Here is an 18080-nt window from a genome sequence, read left to right as displayed (position 1 = left end):
TAGCAGTCCTAAAACTTTCTTGAAAAATCAAGATCCCCAACTACCTCAAAAAGTCGGGGATCTGAGTAGAGAGATTTTCAGAAAATTTTAAATATCGGTTAAAAAAACAGGTTTTCCACCTTGAGTGAGAGATGTAGTTAAAGCTGCCAGAATTTTGACTAAGTTTGTACCTACCCAACCTGATGACACAAGCGGCGGTTGATCCTGGATTATAGATTGAATAAAGCGATCGCACACTTGTTGTAAAGGTTCACCTGGATTTAGTTCAATCACTTCTCGGCTTTGATTCACCGGAATAAAAAGATTTCCTTGGCGTTCAAATTCACCATGTAATAAAGTCAATAAGGCATTCGGTGACATTTCATCAAAAATTAAACTACCCAGACTACCCACTACAGCCAAACGCCTTTGTTTATCAGGGTTTAGCCAGCACAAATGTATGTATGCTTGAAAGTTATTCGGGTAGGTCAGCGTTACCCAAACTAAATCTGCCAAATCAGATGGTGAGTTTTCTGCTGTTTGTAACCAAACTGTCCCTGTTGCTTGCACTTTTACAGGTACTTGTCCCAGCCAATTGTTAAAAATCGCAATATCATGAATTGCTAAGTCCCACAGCGCATCAACATCTTGGCGGACTGGCCCCAAGTGGGTGCGAGAAGCATAACCATAACGTAATTCACCCAATTTATTCGCCTCCACTACCGCTTTTCCCGCTGTAACGGCTGGGTGAAATAAATAAGTATGGTCAACCATCAAGATTAACTTTTGTAACTCTGCTAAATAGCACAGTTCCTCAGATTCCTTGGGGTCTAAAGTTAAAGGCTTTTCAGCTAAAACATGGTATCCCTGCTGGAGAGCATCTTTGATTAAATGATAGTGAGTTGTGGCTGGTGTGGCGATCGCAACTGCGGCTAAATCTGATATTTCCTGCAAAGCAGACCATTGAGTTGTTAATAATACATTCTCATCCAAATTAAATTGCTGTTTGACTGCTGTTAATCTTTCAGCATGAGGATCTAATACTGCTACCACACTTACTTGGGGATGTGCTAAAAAATTCCGCAGTAAATGTACTCCCCAACGCCCAACCCCAATAACTGCGATTTTAATCATTGGTTAATCGTCAAAAGTGAATAGTCAATAGTCAGCGTTAAAAATGCGATCGTCAACAGTAAAGATGCCAAATTTCTTGTTTATTATAAATTTTTTATGTATTTATTTATACAAATTCATGACAGTAATTTTTGGTGAGTGCAAACTCTGAGGTAATTTTTGGGAAAACTTAAATTTAGCTGACTGCCAAGGTATGCCTGAATTACTGGAACAAGCCAGTACGAAAAAATTTATCAGTTTTGGTAAATCTCAAACTAAAGCAATATCATCAATATGAAATGGATTAAGTCATCCGTATATTTTGCCGTCTTGTCCATACTGTGCGTAGATGTTCTGCCAATAGATAACTTCACAGCACAGGTAAAGGCTGAATCTTTCTCGAAAAAGCAAGGATGGCAAATTAGCCAAGCATTTAAGCCACCAAAGCGCGGAGATCCACCTGCAAGTTCTGGTGGTTCAACTCGCGGTTCTAGTTGTTTAAAAGGCAAGAAACAAATAGTCCCGCTCTTACCTCCAAATAAACTAGGTTTGACATTAGCTGAACGTCCAACATTTTTTGTGTTTGTACCCGAATCTTCAGTCAAAACAGCCAAGTTTGTGCTTTTAACTGATAAAGATGAGAACTCTGTTTACGAAACAACCTTGAAGCTGCCAAATAAACCTGGAATTATCAGTTTTAACTTACCTAAGACTGCCCCAGAATTGGCAGTAGGAAAAACATACCATTGGTATTTTACTGTTGTGTGCAACGCTCAAGATGCCAGCACAAATCCTTGGGTAGATGGTTGGGTAGAACGCACTGAAGCAGAAGCTTCATTATCAGCAGCCTTAGCCAAGGCGCAACCTCGCAAATTACCTAGCCTTTACGCTGAAGCTGGGATTTGGTATGAAGCACTAGCGACTTCAGCACAGTTACGCCGCAGTGATCCGAAAAATATCCGAGCCAGAATTGATTGGTGGACATTATTGAAATCAGTGAATTTAAATGCACTGGCTTCTGAGCAATTTGTTGAGTGATGTAAGAGTGACTAAAGAAGAATTAAGTAGTCATAATTCAGAATCCAGAAGCAACTAGTGAGGAAGAACTGCTACTAATTTAAGACACCCAAATTTTCAAGTTGGTAGTTTATCTAAGGTTGCACACAGAATGAATTCTGACTCCTGCATTCTATTTGATCAGTAAATAGGTAACAAAGAATACGGATAGGTAACTGGGACGTGCGAATTGAATGAAATACGAATTTGCTATACCCAGTACCTAAAATTATGATGTGGTCAAAACTTAAGCCGCGAATTTGGCAATGGCGGGGTGTTCTATTTGCTGTTCCCAGCATGACAGCCTTAGTGATTGGCTTAAGGTTGATGGGCTGGTTGCAACTATTAGAATTAGTAGCTTTGGATAATTTTTTCCAAATGCGTCCTTCAGAACCATTTGATAGCCGCATTGTGATTGTCGATATTAATGAAGCAGATATCCGTCGGCAAACACAATGGCCAATGACTGATGCTGCTTTGGCTAGTGTGTTAGAGAAAATCAAGCAACAAAAACCCAGGGCGATTGGTTTAGATATTTATCGTGATTTACCAGTTAATCCTGGTCATCAAGATTTAGTTAAAGTATTTAAATCGACACCTAATATTATTGGAGTCCAAAAAGTTTCTGATACTATTGATAGTTCTGCTGTGAATGCGTCGCCTGTATTGAAGCAACAGCATCAAATTGGGTCAAATGATTTACCGATAGATATTGATGGCAGAATTAGACGCGGATTGCTCTACGTTAATTTAAAAAATGACGAAGTTTTAGAAAGCTTTGCTCTGAAACTGGCTTTGTTATATTTAAAGCCTGAAGGGATTACCGAGCAACCATCAGCCCATAACCCAAACTATTTACAGTTAGGTAAAGGTATTTTTCCTATTTTTGAAGCTAATGATGGCAGTTATATTCGGGCAAATGCTGGCAGTTATCAAGTGTTGCTCAACTATCGAGGACGAATACAGAAGTTTCCGAGAATTTCTTTAACTCAAATCCAAACCAATCAGATTCCAGCCGATTTGCTGCGGGATAAAGTGGTACTAATTGGCGCAACTGCTGAAAGTTTAAAAGATTTATTTTATACGCCATATAGTAGTACTGTGTTTGCCATACCAGAGCGTATGGCTGGTGTGACGATTCATGCAAATTTAATTAGTCAAATTTTGAGTGCAGCTCTTGATGGTCGTCCACAAATTCAAAGTTTCCCTGAGCCTTTAGAATATTTGTGGATTTTGAGTTGGTCGATCGCAGGTGCAACTTTATGTTGGGTACAACGCCACAGCAGTCATCAAAAAATCCGCTTACCTATTAATGTGGTGTTAACTACTGGTACTTTAGTCGGTACGAGTTTTGTCGCTTTTTTAGCTGGTTGGTGGATTCCGGTTGTACCGCCATTTTTAGCATTAGCTGGTTCAGCGATCGCAGTTACCTACTACATTGCAGAAACCGCCAATGGAATGCGGAAAACCTTTGGGCGCTACCTGACTGATGAGGTAGTGGCTAATTTACTGGAAAATCCTACCGGCTTAACCATCGGTGGCGATCGCCGCAAAGTCACACTGCTATTTTCTGACTTACGTGGCTTTTCTGCTATGTCAGAACAATTGTTACCTGAAGAAGTTGTAACAATTCTGAATTTTTACTTAGGAACTATGACCGAGGTGATTAATCAATATAAAGGTACGATTAATGAGTTTATGGGTGACGGTATCTTTGTGATGTTTGGTGCGCCTGTGAATCGTCCTGATGATTCTCAAAGAGCGATCGCTTGTGCTATTGCCATGCAATTAGCAATGGAGCAAGTCAATGAACATAATAAAAAAATGAATCTCCCGATTCTGGAAATGGGTATCGGAATTAATACAGGTGAAGTTGTTGCAGGTAATATCGGTTCCCAAAAACGCGCTCAATATACAGTTATCGGTAGCCATGTTAACTTAGCTGCCCGTATAGAAACTTATACCGTAGGGGGACAAGTTTTAATTTCAGAAAATACCCTCAAAGATGCCGAAATTGAACTAAACATTGGCAGCCAAATGCAAATCCAGCCTAAAGGCATCAGAGAAGCAATCACTATTTACGAAGTTCGTGGTGTTGGTGGGCAATATAATTTGTTTCTGCCCCAAGAAGATGAAGGGATGGTCACTCTCAAGCAGCCAGTTTTAGTAGAGTATACAATTTTGCAAGGCAAACAAGCAGTTGGCACAGCATTTACGGGGGAATTGATTAGCCTTTCCGAAAAGATTGCACAGATGCGATCGCTCAATTCCTTAGAAGTCTTAAATAACCTGAAACTGAAATTACTTAATACCGAACTCACCACAGAAGAATTTATCTATGCCAAAGTCATGAAAAAATCTGACCTTGACGAACATCTGGTGACAATTCGCTTTACATCTGTACCACCAAAAGCGATCGCAGTTTTGGAGGCAGAAGGCAGTGGTTCGGCTACGCTCACCAACCGGAGGCAAGAGACAGGAGGCTAAAAGATTTCATTTCACACTTCATACTTCAGATTTCACACTTCATAAGAAATCGATATTATAGAAAAGTAGACAAAACTTAAAAAATATTTATCAAATGCTCATTGACTCGTCTGGCTTGTCCAAGGTCAAAGACTCGATAACTGAAAAAATCTTCTTCGGCCATGAACCCAGTGCCGAGTTAATTGCTATTCTTAGCGTTTACTTTGTCCAAGGGATTTTAGGACTGGCGCGTTTAGCTGTTAGCTTTTTCCTCAAGGATGAATTAATGCTGAGTCCAGCGCAGGTATCAGCATTATTTGGTGTTGTTGCCTTACCTTGGATGATTAAGCCGCTATTTGGCTTTATGTCTGATGGCTTGCCGATTTTTGGTTATCGTCGCCGCCCATATTTAGTATTGTCTGGGATATTGGGTGCTATTGCTTGGGTGAGTATGGCCACAATAGTTCATAGTAGCTGGGCGGCAACAGCTGCGATCGCCCTCAGTTCCCTGGCTGTAGCAGTCAGTGATGTCATAGTCGATTCCCTGGTTGTCGAACGAGCCAGAGTCGAATCCCAAGCAGATGCAGGCTCACTACAATCTTTATGTTGGGGTGCATCGGCTGTTGGGGGTTTAGTCACAGCATACTTTAGTGGTATCTTGCTCGAACATTTCACCACCCGCACAGTATTCTTTATTACCGCTTCTTTTCCGTTAATTGTGTCTGTGGCTGCTTGGTTTATTGCTGAGTCTCCCATTAATCAAGAAACTAACGATACTAGTAACACTCAAGACCTAAGTATTAAACATCAACTTAAACAACTACGCCAAGCAGTCAGCCAAAAAACAATTTGGCTACCAGCAGCTTTCGTCTTTATTTTGCAAGCTACTCCAACCGCCGAATCAGCTTTTTTCTACTTCAGTACCAACGAACTCCACTTTGAACCAGAATTTTTAGGCAGAGTCCGCCTAGTTACAAGTCTCGCCTCTTTATTAGGCATTTGGATTTTTCAACGCTTTCTCAAAAGTGTTTCATTCCGGCTCATATTTGGTTGGAGTACCGTAATTTCAGCAGCTTTAGGTATGACAATGTTGCTGTTGGTAACTCACACCAACCGGACTTTAGGTATAGATGACCACTGGTTTAGTTTGGGAGACAGCCTCATCCTCACTGTGATGGGACAAATTGCCTATATGCCAGTTTTGGTATTAGCCGCCAGACTTTGCCCCCCTGGAGTAGAAGCCACCTTATTTGCCTTATTAATGTCTGTATTTAACTTAGCTGGTATGGTCTCTTATGAATTTGGAGCCATCATTATGCACTGGCTAGGTATTACCGAGAGTAACTTTGACTCACTGTGGATTTTGGTAACTATCACCAATCTCAGCACCTTATTACCACTGGTATTTCTCAATTGGCTACCAAAAGATGACACCCAACCCCAAAGCTTACCAACTAGCAGCGAACCATTCATTCAAAATTTAATACTTCAAGAAGAAGAATCAAAAGTTATTGAATAAAGTGATTTTCATCAAACCAGCAAAGACATAAATAAACCTTGATGGATTTGAAAACAACTGTACTTTGATTTTACAAACTTATTGATATCCCTTTTTGCAGACATCAAAGTCTCACTTTTGAAGGGAGATTTATGAGTATCTAAAATGTTTTGCTAATCACAAGAGGACTGTTCAAATATCCTCTTAATCTTTGCTTCTCTGTGTCTCTGTGCGAAATCAATCAAACCATGCAGAATTTAACAAACCAACAAACACCAACTTTAGAAAAATCCTACACCCGTGAAGATTGGCAAGGAGGATATGAATCTCTCACCCAAGAATATGACTATTGGATTGATAATATAGAAGGACAAATCCCTTCAGAACTAGAAGGTACACTGTTTAGAAACGGCCCTGGTTTACTTGATATCAACGGACAACGTATTCATCATCCTTTTGATGGCGATGGGATGATTAGCCGCATCACCTTTACTAACGGCCGCGCTCATTTTCGCAACCGCTTTGTCCGCACCGAAGGTTATTTAGCAGAACAAAAAGCCAGAAAAATTCTTTATCGCGGTGTATTTGGTACCCAAAAACCCGGTGGTTGGCTGGCTAATATCTTCGACTTTAAAATTAAACATATTGCTAACACCAACGTTATTTATTTAGGTGATAAACTCCTAGCCTTGTGGGAAGCCGCTGAACCCTATCGCCTCGACCCTGACACCTTAGAAACATTAGGGAAAGATTATCTCAAGGGTACATTATCAGAAGGTGAAGCCTTTAGCGCCCATCCTCGAATTGACCCTAGTTGTGAACAAGATGGTGGTCAACCTTGCTTAGTCAATTTTTCAATTAAACCGGGACTGTCTACTTCAATTACAATTTTTGAGTTAAACCTTGCCGGAGAAGTTATCAGAAAACACGCCCATAGCGTTCCAGGGTTTTGTTTTATTCACGATTTTGTAATTACGCCTCATTACTGCATCTTCTTTCAAAATCCTGTGGCTTTTAATCCCATACCCTTCGCTTTGGGAATGCGTGGTGCAGGGGAATGTATTAAAGTACAACCAAACCAACCCACTAAAATTATTGTGATTCCGCGCTTTCCTCAGCCAGGACAAGCAGAGGTCAAAATTTTAGAAACCACATCAGGGTTTATTTTCCATCATGTAAATGCTTTTGGTATGGGTGATGAAATTTTTATTGACTCGATTTGTTATGACTCATTACCAGAGGTAGAACCAGCAAGCGATTTTCGCCAAGTTAATTTTGAAGCACTTAAACCAGGACAACTTTGGCGATTTTATATTAACCTCAATGATGGAACAGTAGAACGAAAGTTAATAGAAGCACGTTGTTGTGAGTTCCCGACTATCCATCCCGCGAAGGTAGGACGCGCTTATCGATATCTATATACAGGTGCGGCTCATACACCAAGTGGGAATGCTCCTTTACAAGCCATTTTAAAATTAGACCTAGAAACAGGCGAAAGACAACTTTGGAGTGCAGCACCCCGTGGTTTTATGGGTGAACCAATTTTTGTTCCCCGTCCCGGTGCAGAAACAGAAGATGACGGGTGGCTGTTAGCTTTGGTTTATGATGCTACGTATAACCGTACCGATGTAGTAATTTTAGATGCCAAGGATATAGAAAAAGGTGCGATCGCTCGCCTCCATCTCAAGCATCATATCCCCTATGGATTACATGGAAGTTTTACTGACGAAGTTTTCTGTTCAATTGATCCCTGACGTATAAATATTGATTCTTCACTGTTTATTAGGCACATTTCACGAGAACTGTGCTTTTTTTAACAAAAAACAAAATTGTAACAAAAACTACAGAAAATAATTCTTTTTTGAATATAGAGGATAAGCTAGGCATATATGTATCCGGTTCGCAAAGATACCGCGATGAGGAGAAACTTTTATGATTGCAACACCGACAATGCCTCTGGAAGCTGCTACGCCAGCCCATATATGCCCATTCGATCAAGCTTGTAGCTACTTAGAAGCAGCCGGGAAAGAATTAAGGTTAGACCAAGGTGTACTAGAAATTCTCAGCCACCCGCGCAAGGTGGTGACAGTTTCCATTCCTGTGAAACTAGATAATGGCGAAATACGGGTATTAGCAGGACATCGGGTACAACACTCTGATATTTTAGGCCCCTACAAAGGCGGAATTCGTTATCATCCGGCGGTCACACTGCGGGAAGTCTCAGCACTGGCTATGTTGATGACTTGGAAATGTGCGTTGTTGGGTATACCTTATGGTGGTGCGAAGGGAGGTATTGCCATTGATCCACAACAATATAGTGTGGGAGAGTTAGAACGCATTACCCGTCGTTACACTAGCGAACTAATTAAAGATATTGGCCCTTCCCTAGATATTCCCGCGCCAGATATGGGTACTTCTGCTCGTGAAATGGCTTGGATGATGGATACATATTCAGTTAATGTTGGTCATGCTGTCCCAGGGGTTGTGACTGGTAAACCCCTATCTGTAGGTGGTTCCCTTGGTAGAGACAAGGCCACCGGACGCGGCACAATGATTATTGTGCGGGAAGCTTTAGCAGACCAAGGCAGAACTTTAGCAGGAATACGAGTCGTTATTCAAGGTTTTGGTAATGTTGGTGGTGCAGCAGCTGAACTACTTCATCAAGCAGGCGCGAAAGTCATAGCGGTTTCTACAGCTACAGGTGGGGTATATGCGGCTGATGGGTTGGATATTCCAGCTTTAAAAGCTTACGCTGCCGAAAATCGTCACCATTTGGCTGGGTTCCCCAACGCTACAGTTATTACCAACGCTGAATTACTAACTTTACCTTGCGATGTCTTGATTCCGGCGGCTTTAGAAAACCAAATTACAGCAGAGAATGTCCATCAAATACAGGCGCAAATTATTGCCGAAGCAGCTAACGGCCCTGTAACTCTAGAAGCCAACCGAGTTTTAGAAGCGCGGGGTGTAACTGTACTACCAGATATTTTGGCTAATGCTGGGGGTGTGGTGGTGAGTTATTTGGAATGGGTGCAAGGTTTATCTTACTTATTTTGGGATGAAGAAAGAGTCAACCGGGAAATGGAACATTTGATGGTGCAAGCCTACCATCAAGTAATTCAACAGTCCAAACTTCGCCAAGTGCCTCTGCGGTTAGCAGCGTATACTTTGGGTGTAGGAAGAGTAGCACAGGCATTGAGCGATCGCGGTCTTTATCCTTGATCAAAAATCATATATATTCAGTAGAGATGTACCTCGGCACATCTCTACAACCATTCCATAATTTGATATTTGATAGATTTTTCCAGTTCTAGTCAGCCAAAATTAATATATGCTGAATCTTTGTATGTTAACTGTATTGATCAAGAAGATTCTAGGCTAAAAACTGAGAAAAATCTGTGCTGGATATCAAGCAAATACGGGAAAATCCCCAATTAGTACAAGAGCGGTTGAACGGTCGTAGCGGTAATTATGACATTCAGCCGATATTAGAGTTAGACAAGCAACAACGAGAACTGGAGGTGAACCGCAGTCAACTCCAAGCTCGGAGTAACGAAATTGGTAAACTTGTTGGTCAAAAGATAAAATCTGGTGTTAATCCTCAAGACCCAGAAATTCAAGCTTTGCGTGATGAAGGTAACTCCATTAAAGCTCAGTTGAGTGAACTGGAACCAAAAGAAAAAGAACTGAAAGCTGAAATTAACAGACTGATACTCGCTTTACCCAATTTACCGAGTGACTCTACACCTGTTGGCAAAGATGAGGAAAATAACGTTGAAGTTCGCCGTTGGGGTGACGAGTATATTCCACAAAACCCCAACATTCTGCCGCACTGGGAAATCGGCGAAAAACTAGGCATCCTCAATTTTGAGCGTGCTGTTAAAGTTGCCCAAAGCCGCTTTACTAGCTTAATTGGGGCTGGTGCAGCACTAGAAAGAGCATTAATTCAATTTATGCTCGATCGCCAAATTCAGGCAGGATATATAGAAGTGAGTCCGCCATTGTTAGTTAACACTGACTCACTGACAGCAACCGGTCAACTCCCGAAATTCGCCGAAGAAAGCTTTAAATGTGCTGATGATGATTTGTGGTTAATTCCCACAGCAGAAGTACCTGTGACAAACCTCTATCGCGGGGAAATTCTCGCTGCTGAAGACTTACCGATTTACCACTGTGCTTATACTCCCTGTTTTCGCCGGGAAGCTGGTAGTTATGGCCGCGATATGCGGGGGTTAATTCGCCTGCATCAATTTAACAAAGTGGAACTGGTAAAATTTGTCCAGCCTGAGACATCCTTTGACGAACTAGAAAAATTGGTGGGTAATGCCGAAGCAATTTTACAGGCATTAAAGCTACCTTATCGAGTAGTAAATTTATGTACTGGAGATTTAGGATTTTCCTCCACCAAAACCTACGATTTAGAAGTTTGGCTACCTTCGGCTGGCAAATACCGCGAAATTTCTAGCTGTTCTAACTTTGTAGACTTCCAAGCACGACGAGCTGATATTCGTTTTAAGGAAGCAGGTAAAAAAGGTACACAGTTTGTCCATACCCTCAACGGTTCCGGTTTAGCAATTGGACGTACTATGGCTGCGGTTTTGGAAAATTACCAGCAACCAGACGGGACGATTTTGATACCAGAAGCACTGCAACCTTATTTGGGGCGCGAGGTGTTGTAATCAAAGGTTATCTGTGGAGATTGGGTTTAGGGGTGAAAGGGTTTTGGATAAATACACAAGCCACTTGGCTCAAGTCGGGAAACCCTTTGTGAAGTATACCTCTATACCCAGTTTCTACAGACAATCTTGATTAGCCTAAATTACACAATCAATTTAAACTTTTTGAGCAGCTATCTTTTGTCTTTTTAAAGTTGCGGCACCTGTCATTGTAGCCAAGAAGATAGCCGCAAGAGTACTAGGTTCTGGAACTGATTGAGAAGTACCGACTTTGATTTGGAAGGCTAGGTTAGAACGAGCAGGTGCAGCACCAACCCAGCTAAATGCTGTTTTACCAGTTAGTGTAAAGGGTGCAGAAAGACCAGTGAGATGGAGATAATCTAAGTCTTTTGTAGTATTTGTACTTGCCGATGCTAAACTGCCTAACGCTGTACCATTAAGAACTAAATTAGTTAAAGAAACAGCGTTTTGAAGGTTACTACCACTACCTTTATTAGCAAAGGTGCGGATAAAGATATCTGTGACAGCACCGCTAAATTCTTGAGTCATTAATTGGAAAGTTTGGTTAGCATCAAACACTTTGTAAGTTACCTTGCTACCTGTATATTCCAAACTAAAATCCCAAACTTTACCATTACCCCAGACTAAATCTGCTTTAGCCACAGGTTGTCCTGGATTTACAGTTGCTCTCACATCTCGATTAATCCCTAATTCCCGCTCACCGTTGCCACCAAATCCATTGTTACCAATTCGAGCTTCAGCAACAAACAACTCCTTAAAATCTCCTTGGTCTAGGAGTAAATTAAAGTCTGTGTCATCAAAGCCTGGGTTAGCATCTTGTGATGTTAGAGGCGCGATTGTAACCGCTTTTGCTGGGTTAGGTAATATCAATAATCCCGATATCATTAACCCTAGGGTCAATAATAATTGACTATTAGCTCGGTATTTGGTTAAAAATGACATACATTCTCCACAAACAGCTATTTTCGACAATTTAGTAGTCTGCATCTGATAATATTTAGTTCTATTTTTTACTCAGTAAAACAATCCAGTCCTCATCAATTTTTAGCTTTGCGGTTCACTAAGTATGTTGATGAGTAGAGTTTTTTATATACCAGTAATAGAGATAGGTGATGTTTTGTGTTTTCAGAGTAAAACAAAGTCATCTCTGCTGTCGATAACTAGTAGCTAATTTTGATTGAAACTTTATATAAGATAAATTTTTAACTTTTTAATCAAATATACGTACGTATGCAACTAACAGCTTGATAAATATCATCTGTGTTCATCTAGGAACTTCTAAAGTCAATAAATATTCCATGACTCTGAGCAAGCTGGGGGAGCAAGAGCTGGTTTGAGCTTGGCAAATTGAATCTTGATATTTCTGGAATTACCCAACTGACAGCTTGTATCTAACAATGAAAGTTAAATTTCACCTTGCACACCAGCAAAACATATACCCACTCTTGGGGGTGAACATCATTGGTGATGCTGGTCTGTGGGTGATTAAGGGGTATTTACTTAACGTCAAACTCAATTTCTTTCTGTCAAACAGAATACTATTTTATAAATTCTCCGGATACACATTCAGAAACTCAGTAGCAGTGAATATTAGAGTTCAAAAGAAATATCTGCCATGCGTGTTACATTTTCGCTTTTAGTTTCTAGTGTGGTTCTCGGTTCTTTGGTATTTAACGGTTCAGACAGTTTAAATCGCTCACATACGCTAATTGGTGAGACAGGAGGCACAATGTTGTTATCAGCCAAACCAAAACCTAAACCCAAATCAAATGAGCCAGAAAATCCGACACCTCATCGCGGTAGTGGACGCAGAGATTTAATTGAGTCTCTGAATAATGCTTTTCCTGTTGGTTAGAATTCTTTTAGGCTAAAATCAGCGACTGATCAAAGAATCCAATAAAAATCAAAGCATTTTCCCCAATTTCTAGCAATTAGATCACATTTTATCCTCAAAGAAATTTAACATCATCGCAGTAGTTCTGCCCTTCTTTTCTTAAAATCACCTATTCCTTCAATCAGATAATTTCTTGTTTTTTGAAAATTTTTTGAGATTTTAAATTTTAAAATCCAGGAAGTTTCATTGAGATATTGTTGAACTTGGCATCTACCCGTTTCTCAGTGCGATCGCATCATCTTCGTGCCGGGAGCGGTAACATAAGAAAAAACTAATATTGATGCTGTATTATGGCAACCCAACTCAGTGCAGCTAAATCGCCAACTGACATGGTAATCTCTTGGGAAGCGTTACCCAATGATTATCATTTAGACGATAAACCTGTGGAGAATACCAATCAGCCAATTTTGGCTGGTGCGTTGCGTGAAAGCCTAGAAATTAGTGGTTTTATTCAATCACAGATGTTGATAGCCTCGAATTTTGGTCTTTGTGCAACTGTCAATGGACAATTGATTTTAAAAGCACCTGATTGGGTTTATGTTCCAGCAGTAAATCAAGTTATCAGCGATCGCAAAAGTTATACTCCTAATTTAGATGGTGAAGTACCTGCGATCGTCATGGAATTTCTCTCTGATATTGAACAAGAACGTCAACGCGCTGAACAAGAATGTCAGCAAAAAGAACGATTAATGGCTTATCTTGCATCTCAAGGCATTGACCCGAATAATTTGCCTCCTTTGAAGTAGCTAATAAAGGCGAACATTTGTTCGCCTTTATTAATTTAAACACTAGTTTTCTCTGTTTCTATCTCGCTCTTTTTGATGCCGTTGATGAACATTGGCACAAACTTTTCCATAAATTCTTGTGGGTTACGCTGCCAAGCTTTTTGTGCTGCTTGAATTCTAATAAATTGCAACTCCGGTGCAAACAAGGTTTGTGGTAGGCGTTCCATTAGGTATTGGGGACGTTCCCAGAGTGGCATGGTATTGGCTACTTCCACCAGTCTTGTTACACCTCGAAGTTCTGCACCCAGAGTAATATCCATACCTGACTCATAAGCAGCCTGTTCAATTGCGGCATATTTGCGCTTGGCTTGCTCGACTTTTTGCCGATGTTCTGGACTTTTATCGGCTATTTTGCCTAACCAACGGTTTCCCCAACGGACGTGTCCGGCTTCTTCTGGCAGAATTTTTTCGATAGTTTCGCGGATTTTGATGTTTTCTTCTGTCTGTGGTGCTTGTTTGAGGGCATAAATATGGGCAGAGAAATACTCACAACCGCGTTTTTCGGTAACGTTAATTGCTGCCAAGGCGGCAATGAGACCATCTTCTAATTTATCGCTTGCTTCGTAACTATCTTTGTCAAGCAATCGCTCGAATTCATCAATATAACTCACTCCAGGGGGATTGCCGACATTAGCTCCCAGGTCTATTAGTAAATCGGTTAACCACATGGCATGACGCGCTTCATCTGCAATGTGGTGAGATAAATCCTTGATCAGTTCTCGTGGCTGTCCGTTGAGTTTTTCAATTACTTCTGTTAAGTCTTTGCAACTGCGCTGTTCGTTGTAACGGTAGCGATTTAGGGTTATCAGGTGTAATTCGCGATCGCTAACTACCCGTTTTAAGATATCTCTCGCACCTAGATTCCCCTGAAATTTCCGTGGATAAGTAACTGTCATAGTGTGAAGTTTTCTTAAGTATCATTTTTGATGCTATCTTAGTTTTTCTTTACTTGCCGGAAACGGAAATGATTGATTTTTCTAAAGGTAATTTTTGGTAAAAATATCAGCAATTCATGACTTTTGGGATTTTCCCTCACGCAAAAATACTCATTTCAGTCACCTAAATATTAAGTTTTATTTCTTTTTTAGCGTTAAAATCAAAACGGTAGCTTAAGCTACAGAATTTTTGCTATATTAATAAATGAAAGAACTATCAGCTAAAAAATATAACTAAACCTTAAGGGGGACTGAAGTATGTCTATTCAAGAAAAATCTCGTGCATTGATGGCGCGTCAATATCAGCAAGTTAAAAACCGTCAACAATCAATGCTGATGCGTTCTGCACAAGAACTTGGTCTTCCTGAAGAAGTGTCCCATTATTGGAATCCCATTCAAGGCAAGATCGACCAAACTACACGCACAATTTATGGCAGTAGTCATGCTGCAATGAGCTAAAGTTAGTAGGTGACAGGGGAAAGGTTACAGTGATAGGGTAAAAGTTTTTATCCCATTACTGCTGTTGCTTTATTAAAGAGTTGGCAAAAGTGTTAATTCATAAAAAAAGCCACCCCTAAAGGGTGGCTTAGAAATCACTACAGGTTGCAATTAGCAGTCGTAGTAGAGATAAAACTCATAAGGATGAGGACGTAACTGCAACTGCTCAACTTCATTAGCTAGTTTGTAGTCAATCCAGTTTTGGATAAAGTCTTCTGTGAATACGCCTGTTTCGGTTAAGAAGGCGTGGTCATTCTCTAGGGCGGCTAATGCTTTATCTAGAGAACCTGGGGTAGAAGGAACTTTTGCCAACTCTTCTGGAGACAGTTCATAGATATTTTTATCTAGAGGCTCGCCGGGATCAATTTTGTTCTTGATACCATCCAAGCCAGCACAAAGCATAGCTGCAAATGCCAAGTAAGGGTTAGATGTAGCGTCTGGACAACGGAACTCTAAGCGTTTTGCTTTGGGGTTAGTGCCAGAGAGAGGAATACGCACAGAAGCAGAACGGTTTCCTTGGGAGTAAGCCAAGTTAACAGGTGCTTCGTAACCTGGTACTAGGCGTTTGTAGGAGTTGGTTGTGGGGTTGGTAATAGCTAATAGTGCTGGTGCGTGTTTGAGAATGCCACCAATGTAATGTAGCGCCATTTCACTCAAGCCAGCATACTTATCGCCTGCAAATAAAGGCTTGCCGTCTTTCCAAATGGACTGGTGACAGTGCATACCGGAACCGTTATCGCCAAAAATTGGTTTTGGCATGAAGGTAACGGTTTTGCCGTATTTCTTAGCTACGTTCTTAATGACATATTTGTAAGTCATCAACCAGTCAGCCGCTTCAATTAACTTACCAAAGCGGAAGCCGAGTTCGCACTGACCACCAGTTGCAACTTCGTGGTGTTGCTTTTCAATGGGGACACCACATTTTGCCATTGTCAGCAACATTTCTGTCCGAATGTCTTGGAAACTGTCGGTAGGCGAAACTGGGAAATAACCTTCTTTGAAGCGTGGTTTGTAACCCAAGTTGGGGCCTTCTTGTCTACCAGAGTTCCAACGACCTTCTACAGAGTCTACATAGTAGTAGCCGGAGTTGGCGGTTTGGTCAAAGCGGACATCATCAAAAATGAAGAATTCAGCTTCAGGGCCAAAGAAAGTAGTATCACCAATACCAGTAGAAACTAGATAATCAACAGCTTTTTGAGCAATAACCCGTGGACAACGGTTGTACCATTCCCCTGTACGGGGTTCCTTAATGCTACAAATTATGCTTAAGGTTGGCTCTGCCATGAATGGGTCGATCCAAGCTGTGTTGGGATCTAACACCATTGTCATGTCTGATTCTTCAATACCTTTCCAACCCCGAATACTGGAACCGTCGAAAGGTACGCCATCAGTGAATGAACTTTCATCGATTTGGTTATGGTACACGGTCAAGTGCTGCCATGTTCCTGGTGTATCGATGAATTTCAGATCAATCATCTGAATGTTTTGGTCTTGGATCAATTTCAAGACTTCTTGTGGGGTTGTCATTTTTACTCCTTCTCTGCCAATTTCCTATTGTAAAACCAGAATCTGCCAAAGCATTCTAACCCTACTGATCCGCACCAAGTTGTGACACACCTGGATTATCGTAAAGATTTGAGATTACATAATTATGTAGTCTTTGTTACAGATTCCCTGGATTACAGGTTATATTAACCTTTCGCACGGCATCTGTAAAAACAAGAAAGTTCATTTCATCGGGGGCAACTTTGGCATAGAATCCTTAAGTAGCGGATAGATTGTTTTTGTGCAGAACTTATTTTAAATAGCACAAAAATTTACTGGTGCGTAAGTGCAGCCAAATAAATATCAAACCATAGATAGTAACGATTGGGAGAAAAGGAATGCGCGATGCAGTTACAACTTTAATTAAGAATTATGACGTAGCTGGACGTTATTTTGACCGGAATGCGATCGACAGTCTGAAATCCTATTTTGAAAGTGGTACAGCACGGGTACAAGCGGCGGCTGCTATCAATTCAAATGCGGCTGCAATTGTCAAGCAAGCTGGTTCTAAATTATTTGAAGAATTACCAGAATTGATTCGTCCCGGTGGAAATGCCTATACAACTCGTCGTTATGCGGCTTGTTTACGCGATATGGACTATTACCTCCGCTACGCTACTTATGCGCTAGTTGCAGGTAACACCAATGTGTTAGATGAGCGTGTATTACAAGGCTTGAGAGAAACTTACAATTCTTTAGGTGTACCTATTGGGCCGACGGTTCGTGGTGTGCAAATCATGAAGGATATCGTCAAGGAACAAGTAGCAGCAGCAGGCGTAACTAATGCAGCTTTTGTTGAAGAGCCTTTTGACCATATCACCCGCGAGTTAAGCGAGCAGGATGTTTAAAGCTGAGAGAGAGACTAGAGGCTAAGGACTAGTTTTGTTTTCGGCTTGTCAACCTAAAATATATGTCTGCTATCTAAATTTTTGTAAAGCGATCGCCTCTTGTGTTTGAGAAGAAGCGATCGCTTTTTTTTTACAGCTATTGTACTTGAGGAGTAATCTTCAACCGATGTCTGTCAGAAATATCTATCATGTCGCAGTTGTTCAAGCATTGTTAGCAGCAGGTATCCCTTGAACAAAAATACTATGCTTATAAAGTATACTATAATACATAATGTATGACTAATGCCAATAGTTTCATGAGCATTAATGATCTAGAATTTTTGCATGGTGCGGCTTTTCTACGACTCCTTAAAGGAACATCTCATGTATCCATAAGTTATTTATCTTGCATTCATCCGTCTCTTTATCTCACTGAAAGTCAAAATAAACAATCCGCTATTTTATTTAAAATATCAAAAAAACCTAATTCCTCTTGGTCATTTAGCTTCAGTTCACAGGAAGAATTTGCACTGATCAGCTTTCATAAAAGCTATCCTGATATCAAACTTTTTATAGCCTTAATTTGTCATCGAGATGGGATTTGTTGTCTATCAGAAGAACAATTATGGACAATCCTGGATCAAAATGAGGGTTTAGCAAATCAGCGTATTTCTGTGAAGCGAGAACTAAGAGGAAGCTATTATGTTAAAGGTACAGGGAGAGTTCCTTTAGAGCGGACAATCCCTCAAAATAATTGGCCAGATGCAATTTTATCAGCATAAAAAAC

The 18080-nt window shown here is 40.7% G+C and carries 15 protein-coding genes; 11 read left to right on the top strand and 4 right to left on the bottom strand.

Annotated features, from left to right (window positions below; translation table 11 throughout):
- Positions 1–87: 87 nt before the first annotated feature.
- Positions 88–1113 (bottom strand): Gfo/Idh/MocA family protein, encoded by a 1026-nt coding sequence (locus H6G75_RS24680; protein ID WP_190982575.1) that lies wholly within the window; start codon positions 1111–1113, stop codon positions 88–90.
- Positions 1114–1386: 273 nt separating this feature from the next.
- Here H6G75_RS24680 and H6G75_RS24675 point away from each other — a divergent pair, with 273 nt between their 5' ends.
- The 6 genes from H6G75_RS24675 (at position 1387) to serS (ending at position 10791) form a co-directional block, all read left to right on the top strand.
- Positions 1387–2130, top strand: a complete 744-nt coding sequence (locus tag H6G75_RS24675; RefSeq protein ID WP_190982574.1) for a DUF928 domain-containing protein — start codon at positions 1387–1389, stop codon at positions 2128–2130.
- Between the two features lie 249 nt (positions 2131–2379).
- Positions 2380–4635, top strand: a complete 2256-nt coding sequence (locus H6G75_RS24670; RefSeq protein ID WP_190982573.1) for a CHASE2 domain-containing protein — start codon at positions 2380–2382, stop codon at positions 4633–4635.
- 94 nt (positions 4636–4729) lie between these two features.
- On the top strand, positions 4730–6133 hold the full coding sequence (locus H6G75_RS24665) for a folate/biopterin family MFS transporter (RefSeq protein ID WP_190982572.1): 1404 nt from the start codon (positions 4730–4732) through the stop codon (positions 6131–6133).
- A 227-nt stretch (positions 6134–6360) separates the two neighbouring features.
- Positions 6361–7866 (top strand): carotenoid oxygenase family protein, encoded by a 1506-nt coding sequence (locus H6G75_RS24660; RefSeq protein WP_190982571.1) that lies wholly within the window; start codon positions 6361–6363, stop codon positions 7864–7866.
- A gap of 178 nt (positions 7867–8044) precedes the next feature.
- On the top strand, positions 8045–9334 hold the full coding sequence (locus H6G75_RS24655) for a Glu/Leu/Phe/Val dehydrogenase (protein WP_190982570.1): 1290 nt from the start codon (positions 8045–8047) through the stop codon (positions 9332–9334).
- A 176-nt stretch (positions 9335–9510) separates the two neighbouring features.
- Positions 9511–10791 (top strand): serine--tRNA ligase, encoded by a 1281-nt coding sequence (serS, locus tag H6G75_RS24650; RefSeq protein ID WP_190982569.1) that lies wholly within the window; start codon positions 9511–9513, stop codon positions 10789–10791.
- A 153-nt stretch (positions 10792–10944) separates the two neighbouring features.
- Here the strand turns inward: serS and H6G75_RS24645 are convergent, their stop codons facing one another.
- On the bottom strand, positions 10945–11751 hold the full coding sequence (locus tag H6G75_RS24645) for a choice-of-anchor W domain-containing protein (RefSeq protein WP_190982568.1): 807 nt from the start codon (positions 11749–11751) through the stop codon (positions 10945–10947).
- Between the two features lie 673 nt (positions 11752–12424).
- Between H6G75_RS24645 and patX the strand changes: the two genes are divergently transcribed.
- Both patX and H6G75_RS24635 read left to right on the top strand, forming a co-directional pair.
- Entirely contained in the window at positions 12425–12664 is a 240-nt protein-coding gene (gene patX / locus H6G75_RS24640; RefSeq protein ID WP_190982567.1) for a heterocyst-inhibiting protein PatX, read from the top strand.
- A gap of 329 nt (positions 12665–12993) precedes the next feature.
- Positions 12994–13449, top strand: a complete 456-nt coding sequence (locus H6G75_RS24635) for a hypothetical protein (protein WP_190982566.1) — start codon at positions 12994–12996, stop codon at positions 13447–13449.
- Between the two features lie 35 nt (positions 13450–13484).
- Here H6G75_RS24635 and H6G75_RS24630 read toward each other — a convergent pair whose 3' ends face one another.
- On the bottom strand, positions 13485–14384 hold the full coding sequence (locus H6G75_RS24630) for a ferritin-like domain-containing protein (RefSeq protein WP_190982565.1): 900 nt from the start codon (positions 14382–14384) through the stop codon (positions 13485–13487).
- A gap of 297 nt (positions 14385–14681) precedes the next feature.
- Between H6G75_RS24630 and H6G75_RS24625 the strand changes: the two genes are divergently transcribed.
- A complete protein-coding gene (locus H6G75_RS24625; RefSeq protein ID WP_062297512.1) occupies positions 14682–14882 on the top strand; it encodes a hypothetical protein in 201 nt (66 codons plus the stop codon).
- Positions 14883–15032: 150 nt separating this feature from the next.
- Here the strand turns inward: H6G75_RS24625 and glnA are convergent, their stop codons facing one another.
- Positions 15033–16448 (bottom strand): type I glutamate--ammonia ligase, encoded by a 1416-nt coding sequence (gene glnA / locus H6G75_RS24620; protein ID WP_190982564.1) that lies wholly within the window; start codon positions 16446–16448, stop codon positions 15033–15035.
- 356 nt (positions 16449–16804) lie between these two features.
- Here glnA and apcB point away from each other — a divergent pair, with 356 nt between their 5' ends.
- Together apcB and H6G75_RS24610 are read left to right on the top strand one after the other, a co-directional pair.
- On the top strand, positions 16805–17314 hold the full coding sequence (gene apcB, locus H6G75_RS24615; RefSeq protein WP_190982563.1) for an allophycocyanin subunit beta: 510 nt from the start codon (positions 16805–16807) through the stop codon (positions 17312–17314).
- A gap of 296 nt (positions 17315–17610) precedes the next feature.
- Positions 17611–18075 (top strand): hypothetical protein, encoded by a 465-nt coding sequence (locus H6G75_RS24610; protein WP_190982562.1) that lies wholly within the window; start codon positions 17611–17613, stop codon positions 18073–18075.
- The last annotated feature ends 5 nt before the right edge of the window (positions 18076–18080 follow it).

The sequence above is a fragment of the Nostoc sp. FACHB-280 genome (assembly GCF_014697615.1).
Classification (GTDB): Bacteria; Cyanobacteriota; Cyanobacteriia; order Cyanobacteriales; family Nostocaceae; genus Nostoc_B.
The sequence above is the reverse complement of the archived record's forward strand: the minus strand, read 5'-3'. Positions and strand labels throughout refer to the sequence as shown.

What these genes read in the sequence shown, in the direction of transcription:
- H6G75_RS24680 (WP_190982575.1), bottom strand. Translation starts at nt 1,113, where the DNA reads ATGATTAAAATCGCAGTTATTGGGGTTGGGCGTTGGGGAGTACATTTA.
- H6G75_RS24675 (WP_190982574.1), top strand. Translation starts at nt 1,387, where the DNA reads ATGAAATGGATTAAGTCATCCGTATATTTTGCCGTCTTGTCCATACTG.
- H6G75_RS24670 (WP_190982573.1), top strand. Translation starts at nt 2,380, where the DNA reads ATGATGTGGTCAAAACTTAAGCCGCGAATTTGGCAATGGCGGGGTGTT.
- H6G75_RS24665 (WP_190982572.1), top strand. Translation starts at nt 4,730, where the DNA reads ATGCTCATTGACTCGTCTGGCTTGTCCAAGGTCAAAGACTCGATAACT.
- H6G75_RS24660 (WP_190982571.1), top strand. Translation starts at nt 6,361, where the DNA reads ATGCAGAATTTAACAAACCAACAAACACCAACTTTAGAAAAATCCTAC.
- H6G75_RS24655 (WP_190982570.1), top strand. Translation starts at nt 8,045, where the DNA reads ATGATTGCAACACCGACAATGCCTCTGGAAGCTGCTACGCCAGCCCAT.
- H6G75_RS24645 (WP_190982568.1), bottom strand. Translation starts at nt 11,751, where the DNA reads ATGTCATTTTTAACCAAATACCGAGCTAATAGTCAATTATTATTGACC.
- patX (WP_190982567.1), top strand. Translation starts at nt 12,425, where the DNA reads ATGCGTGTTACATTTTCGCTTTTAGTTTCTAGTGTGGTTCTCGGTTCT.
- H6G75_RS24635 (WP_190982566.1), top strand. Translation starts at nt 12,994, where the DNA reads ATGGCAACCCAACTCAGTGCAGCTAAATCGCCAACTGACATGGTAATC.
- H6G75_RS24630 (WP_190982565.1), bottom strand. Translation starts at nt 14,384, where the DNA reads ATGACAGTTACTTATCCACGGAAATTTCAGGGGAATCTAGGTGCGAGA.
- H6G75_RS24625 (WP_062297512.1), top strand. Translation starts at nt 14,682, where the DNA reads ATGTCTATTCAAGAAAAATCTCGTGCATTGATGGCGCGTCAATATCAG.
- glnA (WP_190982564.1), bottom strand. Translation starts at nt 16,448, where the DNA reads ATGACAACCCCACAAGAAGTCTTGAAATTGATCCAAGACCAAAACATT.
- apcB (WP_190982563.1), top strand. Translation starts at nt 16,805, where the DNA reads ATGCGCGATGCAGTTACAACTTTAATTAAGAATTATGACGTAGCTGGA.
- H6G75_RS24610 (WP_190982562.1), top strand. Translation starts at nt 17,611, where the DNA reads ATGAGCATTAATGATCTAGAATTTTTGCATGGTGCGGCTTTTCTACGA.